We start from the raw sequence: 7,029 nt of genomic DNA, 5'->3' as shown, positions 1-7,029 counted from the left end.
CCGATCAGCTCAATGAGGCCTCCGATCACGAGCGACGTTCCGTAGCCCCAGAGGTCGGCGGCGCGGCCGAGTGCCGGCTGGACGAAGACCCCGCCGAGGCTGCCGAACAGTGAGTCGAACGACAGCACCGTCGCGCGCTGCTTCGACGGGATCATGTCATTGAGGTACGCCTGCCGCACCGGGCCGGCGACGGCGAAGACGAACCCCCAGAGCACCAGCAGCACGATCGCGAGCCAGAAGAGGCTGGTGAGCCCGAGAGCGATGAGCACGACGATGCTCGTGACGGATGCCCCGATCACCGTGGTCGTCCGCCGGTGGAATACTCCCCGGATACGCGGGGCCAGCACCCCGCCCGCGACCTGCGCGAGCGAGAGCACGGCCGCGGCGAGACCGGCGATCGAGTACGCGGACGGGTCGCCGGAGAGCACCAGCAGGTAGGGCTGCAGGGCGTAGAACGCATAGACCCCGACCCCGGAGGCGAAGGGCGCGGACAGGATCACCCACCGGACGGAGCGCCTCCGGAGGCCGTGCTCGATCGACTCGGCGAGAACGGTCCTGGTCGCCTTCAGCGGTCCCTGGGATCGATCCGGAGTGAATCCGAGGTCCTTCATCACGACCGCCGCGAACACGAGCATCACGACGAGCACCCCGGCGCGCAGCAGGAAAGGAACGCCGAGATTGGTCGCCTGGGCGATCACGCCGCCGAGGACCGACCCGGCGAACATCGCAATGCCGGTCACGACGAGTCCCCTGCCGAAGACCGCCTCGAGGCCGTCGGTGTACCCGCTGAAGGTCAGAGCATCGACGAGCCAGGCATCCACAGCACCGGAGAAGAACGTGAAGCCGAGCCCGAGCAGCACGGACACGAGCGCCCACCAGCCGAAGGGCGCGTGCCAGAGCCACAGCAACCAGTACAGCGCGGTGGTGGCCGAGAGCGTGATCGTGCCCAGCAGGTAGGACGCCTTCCGCCCGACCGTGTCCGCGACGACCCCGGTCGGGATCTCGAAGAGCACCATCCCGGCGGTGAAGAATGCGTTCGCGGCGAAGGCCTCGAAGTTCGACAGTCCGGCGTCGAGCAGGAACAGCGTGTTGATGCCCCAGATGAAGGACGCGGCCAGGGTGTTGCCGAGCAGGAGGATCAGGTAGATCCTCTGCACGCGCCGCGCCGCGGGGTTCATGGTCGACCTGGTTCCTCCGAGTTCTGCCTCAGGGTTCTGCCTCAGGGTTCTGCCTCAGGGCTCTGCCTCAGGGCTCTGCCTCAGGGCTCTGCCTCAGGGCTCTGCCTCAGGGGGCGTCCGGCCCCTGCCCGATGCTCAGCCACGCGTCCGGTCCCGCGCGCTGGGCGCGAGCGGCGCCGTCCTCGGTTGCTGCGCGGGCGTTCTTCAGTTCCTCAAGCTGGCGTTCGACGGATGCCTGACGCACTCCCGCGGACAGCTGCCGGTCGAGGTCCGCGTCCGCGGGCGCCGTGAGATCGTTCAGGACGCCCCGGGCGAGCAGTTCATCGGTCGCGGCAGCACGCGCCTGCATCTGCGCAACCCGGTCCCTGGCCCGATCGAGGTTGGCGCCGACATCACCCAGATTGGAACCGATGCCGGCCGCCGCCTCATTCGCCCGCGCCTGGGCCTCGGAAGCTGCATAGGTGGCCTTGAGAGTCTCCTTCTCGGTCCGGAACGCGGTGACCCGTTCGGCGAGTCGCCGCTCGTTGTCCTGCAACTGCCCCTGCTGCCGTTCGAGCGAGGCGTATTGCTCACGAATGGCACCGACCTGGGTCTCGAGGTAGGAACGGCGTTCGAGAGCGGTCCGGGCGAGATCCTCGCGTCCCTGGTCCAGGGCCTCCTGGGCCTGGTCGGCCAACCGCTGGTATCGGGCTCCCATCTCCTGCCCCTGCAGCTCGATCCGTTTCTTCGCCGTCGTCACCTCGGCGAGTCCCTGCCGCACCTGCTGGAGCATCTTCAGCTGCTGTTCATAGCTGTCGTCGAGGGCCTCTCCTGGGTCTTCAAGCCGGTCGAGGGCGCGTGACGTCTTGCTCCGGAAGATGATGCGCAGCCGTGACGTGGCGCTCATGATTCGCTCCCTCTCGTGGTGTCGCGGTGATCGTGCAGGTTGAGTGCGTGCAGTTCCTGGACTCCGGCTTCCAGGGCCGAGACCTCGCGGTCGACCTCCGAACGCAGCGCCAGCAGGACATCATCGGTGAGGTCCCCGCGGCCGCCTGCAACGGTCGCCCGCAGCCGACGAACGAGTCCGGCGACGTCGTCCACCCGTCGTCTGGCCATCGGAAGTTCCTCTGCGAGGACGACGGCATCGGCCTCACTCGTCAACAGCACCAGTTGCGCGTCGAGGGCAGCGCCTTCATCCTGGATCCGGTGAAACAGGCGGGGAAGCTCGCCCCGCGGCCCGTCACTGCCCAGCGCGAGATCGACTGCGGCCTGACCGCTTCCCAGAGTGTCTCTCAGTCGGATGCGCAGTCCCAGGACCTCGCGCTGCGGTCCCCGGCTCAGGGCGGCCCGGGTGCGAAGCGCCGCACCGGCCACGGCACGGCTGCGACGAATGCGTTTGTACAGCATCCGCGCCACCACGATCGTCGCGCCTGCGGAGACGACGAGGATCGCTGCCAATGCCAGAATCACCGCGGCCACTGCTGTCATGCCGGCCACCCTGCCCTTCATGTCCATCCCACGAGCGAGACCCCGTGCTTCACCGAACAAAATACGCTCGCGTCCGCCGAATTGTCTGTAGGCGGTGCGAATTCTGCCGATGCTGGTCCCGCCCGGCTTGGACCCCAAACGGGGGACACGATGTGCGAGGATAGGTCTGGGACGATCAGCTCGGACGTACGCCCGAGGCGCAGAATTGGAATCCCATCGACGAGTGGGGCGCCTCGATCGCCCTGCACGATCTGCCGGCCCTGTCGGCCCTGCGCACGGGCGCGCCGGTAGCAGAAACCCTGATCGGATTGTTCGTTCCCGGCGATGACACCGACCCGGCTCGTCTGGCCTGGCTCAGGATCTCGGGGATTCCGGCCGTCGACGAGGCCGGTGCGACCGTGGGCGCCTTCGCCCTCCTGGACGTCCGCGAGGACCGACCGGAGGACCCTGCAGGCATCGTTGGCCGGCCTGGGCGACCCGTACGTCCTCGTCCACGCGGTGCGCAACATCCACGGGACCATCATCGACTTCGTGGTGGACGAGGCCAACCCCGCGGCCTGTGCCTTCCACCGGATGCCGCAGGGGCAGTTCATCGGCGGCTCGCTGCTCAACCCCATGCCGGCGGCGATCTCCGGGGCGCTCGGCGACCTCTGCGCGGAGGTCCTCGAGCAGGGTGTCCCCTGTCACCGCGACGGTTTCCGGGCCGCCTCACCTCACGGCGACCGGCCGGACCGGTGGTACGACTTCCACGCCGCTCCTGTCGGTGACCGCGTGTCCGTGATCTGGCGGGATGTGACCGGGCAGCACCTCGCCCTCCAGGCCCTGCAGGATTCGGAGCAGCCCTACCGGCTGCTCGCCGAAAACGCCTCCGACGTCGTACTCATGGTCGACTCCGCCGACCGGTATGTCTGGGCGTCGCCCTCCCTCGAAGAGGCGCTGGGCTGGAAGCACGATGACCTGCTGAATCGGATGTCCGCCGAATTCGTGCACCCCGACGACCTGCCGGGCGTGCTGGCGGCCCGCACCAACCAGAACGAGGGCGTGCGGCGCCATCGTCCGTTCCGGGTTCGGCGCAGTGACGGCACCTATCGCTCGGTGTCGACCATCACGCGCGACCTTCACGACGCGGCAGGCCAGACCGCCGGCCGGGTGATTCCCCTGCGCGACGTGCACGAGGAGACCGTCGCGCGGCAGTCCCTCGAGAAGTCGGAGGAGCTGTTCCGGGTCGTGCTGACGTCATCGACGACGGGAATGATCCTCTGTGACCTCACCGGACGCATCCAGGTCGTGAACGAGGCCTTGTGCACCATGCTCCTCCGCGACGAGGCCTGGCTTCTCGCCAGGCGCACCGACGAGCTGGTGCACCCCGACGACAGGGCGACCGTGATCCAGGCCAGGGCCTTGACGATCGCCATCGCCGCCAGGGCTCCTTTCCGCGAATTGCGGATGGTCAGGGCCGACGGGGCCATTATCTGGGCCCGCCGGACCGCGTCGGTGATCCGGACCAGTGCGGGCGCACCGGAACGTTTGGTCGTGCAGCTCGAAGATGTCACGGCCGAGCACGAGTCCCGCGAGGAGCTGCTGTTCCAGGCACACAACGACCGGCTGACCGGGATGCACAACCGGGACTGGATCCTCCGCGTTCTCGAGCAGGACCGTCGTCGTCGTTCCGAATGCATCCGAGCCCGCGGATGTCGAACGTGTCGCGGTGAACATCACGGCTGCTCTCAGCACCGAGCTCTCGATCCACGGACACCGGATCATCCCGACGGTGTCGATGGGAATCGCCCTCTCCACGGACAGTTCCACCGCCGCCAGTCTTCTTCGGGACACCGACTCCGCTCTCTTCCGGGCCAAGAAGTCGGGCAGGGCCCAGTGGCAGTTCTTCGACGACACGATGCACTCCCAGGCGATGGAGCGGCTCACCATCGAGGACGAAATCCGCATTTCGCTGCGGAAGGGCGATTTCGTCGTCTACTACCAGCCGATCGTCGCCCTCCTCGATCGCTCCACCGTCGGCTATGAGGCACTCGTCCGCTGGCAGCACCCCGGGCGGGGACTCCTTGCGCCGGCCGAGTTCCTCCCGATCGCCGAGGAATCCCGGCTCATCCTCGGAATCGATCGCTACGTGCTCGACCAGGTCTGCGCCGTCCTGGCCTCGGATCCCAACGGTGCGACAACGATCAGCGTCAACGTGTCCGCCGTCGACTTGGCCCACGAGTCCTGGGCCGAGACCTTCCGGTCGGCCCTCCGGACCCACGGCGTCGACCCGTCCCGACTCATCGTCGAGGTCACCGAAACGGCCGTGCTGTCACTGCGGCCATCCACCACAGGAAGCCTCGATGCGGTCCGCGATCTCGGCGTCGGCCTGCACGTCGACGATTTCGGCACCGGGTTCTCCTCCATCTCGCTGTTGCGCGACCTCCCGGTCACGGGACTCAAGCTCGACGCGAGCTTCGTCGCGGGCCTCGGTGACGGCAACCGCGGCGCAGATGCCCTGGCGGCAGACCTCGCGGGGCTCGTCGCGCACCTGGGCCTGACCGGTGTCGCCGAGGGCGTCGAGACCGAGACGCAGGCGCGGACCCTGCTGTCACAGGGCTGGCTGCACGGGCAGGGCTATCTCTTCGGCCGGCCGGCGCCCTGGCCCGGACAGGCCGGGCGAGCCCAATAGCCTGAACGACCCGAACGACCCGAACAGGTCTAGCCGATCCTGGATAGCCCGACCAGGACCATGTGAGTGCTGTCGCCGTTCAGGCAGGTCTGAAAGACGAGGTCGTGGCCACGCGGAACGTCGCTGACCATCGCGGTGCCAGCGCTCAGGGAGCCGATCACACCGGTCACCCGGTAGACGCCGGAGTCGATGCCGGCCAGGCGGACCTGCGCCCCGGTCCACCGCGGGAAGAGTTCGCCACCGCAGCCCCAGTGCTCGACGAGCATCGGCGTGCCGTACCAGGCTGTCGTGTCCACGAGCCCGGAACACAGGTCGATCTCGGGCTGCCGGCCGGCGAGCGTGACGGTGGACGTGTAATCGTCGCCCATCGACGATCGAGGCTGGACCGGGCCAGCGCCCTGGTCCACGATCGACGGGGAGGAGAGTACATCGACACTGAGCTCGATCCCGGAGTCATGGGAGTTGTCCAGGCCATCCACCGACTCCGCTGGGCCAGGGAGAGTCCCGGTCGCCACGGTCACGACGGAACCCGGTCCTGACGACGTTGCGCTCAGGTGCTGGCTGGCTCCGAAGACACAGACCGCAGAGACGACCGCCGTCGCGACGAGGAAACCGCCGACGATGAGGAGCCGGGCTCGAACCGACTGGCTACTGTCGCGCTGCGCATCTCTCGTGGGGTACTCCGGTCTCGGAAGCCCGGCGCACCGTGAGGCATCCGGTCGGCGTGACGGACCCGCGAAGCCCCACCGCTCATCGATACCAGCTCACGTTCACCGATCGATCAGGCTTCGTTCACCCGTTGTTCACCTTTTCAACATAGTCCGTTAAGAGTCGGGCAGGCGGCAGCCACGCCCCTGACGAGCAGGCAGGCCACCCGAAGGCTGAATCAGCGGATGAGCCCGGCCTCGCGCGCGGCAGCAACCGCCGCCGTGCGACTCGTCGCACCGAGCTTGGGGAAGATATGGGCGAGATGCGACTTGACGGTGGTCTCACTCAGGTGCAGCCCGCGCGCGATGTCGCCATTGCTGTGCCCGGCCGCCACGAGGGTCAGGACCTCGAGTTCGCGGATGCTCAGCGCCGACTGCGCGTCGCGCACCCGAGCGAGCAGCCGGGTGGCCACGGCCGGTGCCAGTGCCGACTGCCCGGACGCGGCGGCGATCACGGCAGTGATGAGATCGTCCGGCGGGGTGTCCTTCAGCAGGTATCCGGCGGCGCCGCTTTCGATCGCGGTGACGATGTCGCTTTCGGCGTCATAGTTCGTGAGGATCAGCACGGCGGGCGCGTTGTCGAGCGCGCGGATGCGCTGCGTCGCCGCGGCGCCCTCGAACTGGCCCTGGAACTGCAGGTCCATCAGCACGACGTCAGGGCCCAGGCGCACGGTTTCGGTGAGCGCTTCGGCGGTCGTACCGACCGCGGCGACGACAGTGATCGACGGTTCCGTGTCCAACAGGGCAAGCAGCCCGGTGCGCATGATGGGATGGTCGTCTGCGATCAGCACCCGGATGGTCATCGGGCGAGCTCGAAGCTGGCTACGACGCTGGTCCCGTGCCGGTTCCGGTCGCCATCCGGGCGCGTGCTCTCGACCGTGAGCGTCCCGCCCAGCTCGGTGACACGCTCCCGCATGGCGTGCAGGCCGAAGGTGTTGCGAGCGGTGGGGACGGCAGCGGGAACGACGGCAGCGGGTACGACGGTATCGGGTACGACCTGTGGGCC

6 protein-coding genes and 3 pseudogenes are annotated in these 7,029 nt (G+C 68.2%); 3 read left to right on the top strand and 6 right to left on the bottom strand.

The window, feature by feature from the left end; all coding sequences use genetic code 11:
* From QN345_RS13680 to QN345_RS13670, 3 genes are all read right to left on the bottom strand, one after another.
* Positions 1-1,178: MFS transporter (locus QN345_RS13680; protein WP_323508760.1), on the bottom strand; the 1,178-nt coding region annotated here is incomplete at its 3' end.
* Positions 1,179-1,284: 106 nt separating this feature from the next.
* Positions 1,285-2,064: a PspA/IM30 family protein gene (locus tag QN345_RS13675; protein ID WP_322140748.1), complete on the bottom strand. Its 780-nt coding sequence runs from the start codon at positions 2,062-2,064 to the stop codon at positions 1,285-1,287.
* Entirely contained in the window at positions 2,061-2,645 is a 585-nt protein-coding gene (locus QN345_RS13670; protein WP_322136079.1) for a hypothetical protein, read from the bottom strand. Before QN345_RS13670 ends, QN345_RS13675 begins: the two co-directional genes overlap by 4 nt.
* Positions 2,646-2,969: 324 nt before the next feature.
* On the opposite strand from QN345_RS13670, the pseudogene QN345_RS13665 reads away from it, so the two are divergent.
* The 3 genes and pseudogenes from QN345_RS13665 to QN345_RS13660 form a co-directional block, all read left to right on the top strand.
* Positions 2,970-4,214 (top strand): annotated as a pseudogene (locus QN345_RS13665) (PAS domain S-box protein); the annotation flags it as partial.
* Positions 4,215-4,353: 139 nt separating this feature from the next.
* A pseudogene (locus QN345_RS20625) lies at positions 4,354-4,458 on the top strand (hypothetical protein); the annotation flags it as partial.
* A 99-nt stretch (positions 4,459-4,557) separates the two neighbouring features.
* Positions 4,558-5,316: an EAL domain-containing protein gene (locus tag QN345_RS13660; protein WP_166791031.1), complete on the top strand. Its 759-nt coding sequence runs from the start codon at positions 4,558-4,560 to the stop codon at positions 5,314-5,316.
* 29 nt (positions 5,317-5,345) lie between these two features.
* Here the strand turns inward: QN345_RS13660 and QN345_RS13655 are convergent, their stop codons facing one another.
* From QN345_RS13655 to QN345_RS13645, 3 genes and pseudogenes are all read right to left on the bottom strand, one after another.
* A complete protein-coding gene (locus QN345_RS13655) occupies positions 5,346-5,837 on the bottom strand; it encodes a hypothetical protein (protein ID WP_322136081.1) in 492 nt (163 codons plus the stop codon).
* A 365-nt stretch (positions 5,838-6,202) separates the two neighbouring features.
* Positions 6,203-6,826: a response regulator transcription factor gene (locus QN345_RS13650; RefSeq protein ID WP_322136082.1), complete on the bottom strand. Its 624-nt coding sequence runs from the start codon at positions 6,824-6,826 to the stop codon at positions 6,203-6,205.
* Positions 6,823-7,029: pseudogene (locus QN345_RS13645) on the bottom strand (hypothetical protein); the annotation flags it as partial. The gene QN345_RS13650 and the pseudogene QN345_RS13645, both read right to left, overlap by 4 nt.

Origin of the sequence: Cryobacterium sp. 10I1, from assembly GCF_035019805.1 — a bacterium.
Lineage (GTDB): Bacteria > Actinomycetota > Actinomycetes > Actinomycetales > Microbacteriaceae > Cryobacterium > Cryobacterium glucosi.
Note: the sequence above shows the minus strand (reverse complement) of the source record. Positions and strands in the feature narration are given on the sequence as shown.

Excerpts from the sequence above, each read along its gene's own strand:
- QN345_RS13670 (WP_322136079.1), bottom strand. The coding sequence starts at position 2,645 with ATGACAGCAGTGGCCGCGGTGATTCTGGCATTGGCAGCGATCCTCGTC.
- QN345_RS13650 (WP_322136082.1), bottom strand. The coding sequence starts at position 6,826 with ATGACCATCCGGGTGCTGATCGCAGACGACCATCCCATCATGCGCACC.
- QN345_RS13675 (WP_322140748.1), bottom strand. The coding sequence starts at position 2,064 with ATGAGCGCCACGTCACGGCTGCGCATCATCTTCCGGAGCAAGACGTCA.
- QN345_RS13660 (WP_166791031.1), top strand. The coding sequence starts at position 4,558 with ATGGAGCGGCTCACCATCGAGGACGAAATCCGCATTTCGCTGCGGAAG.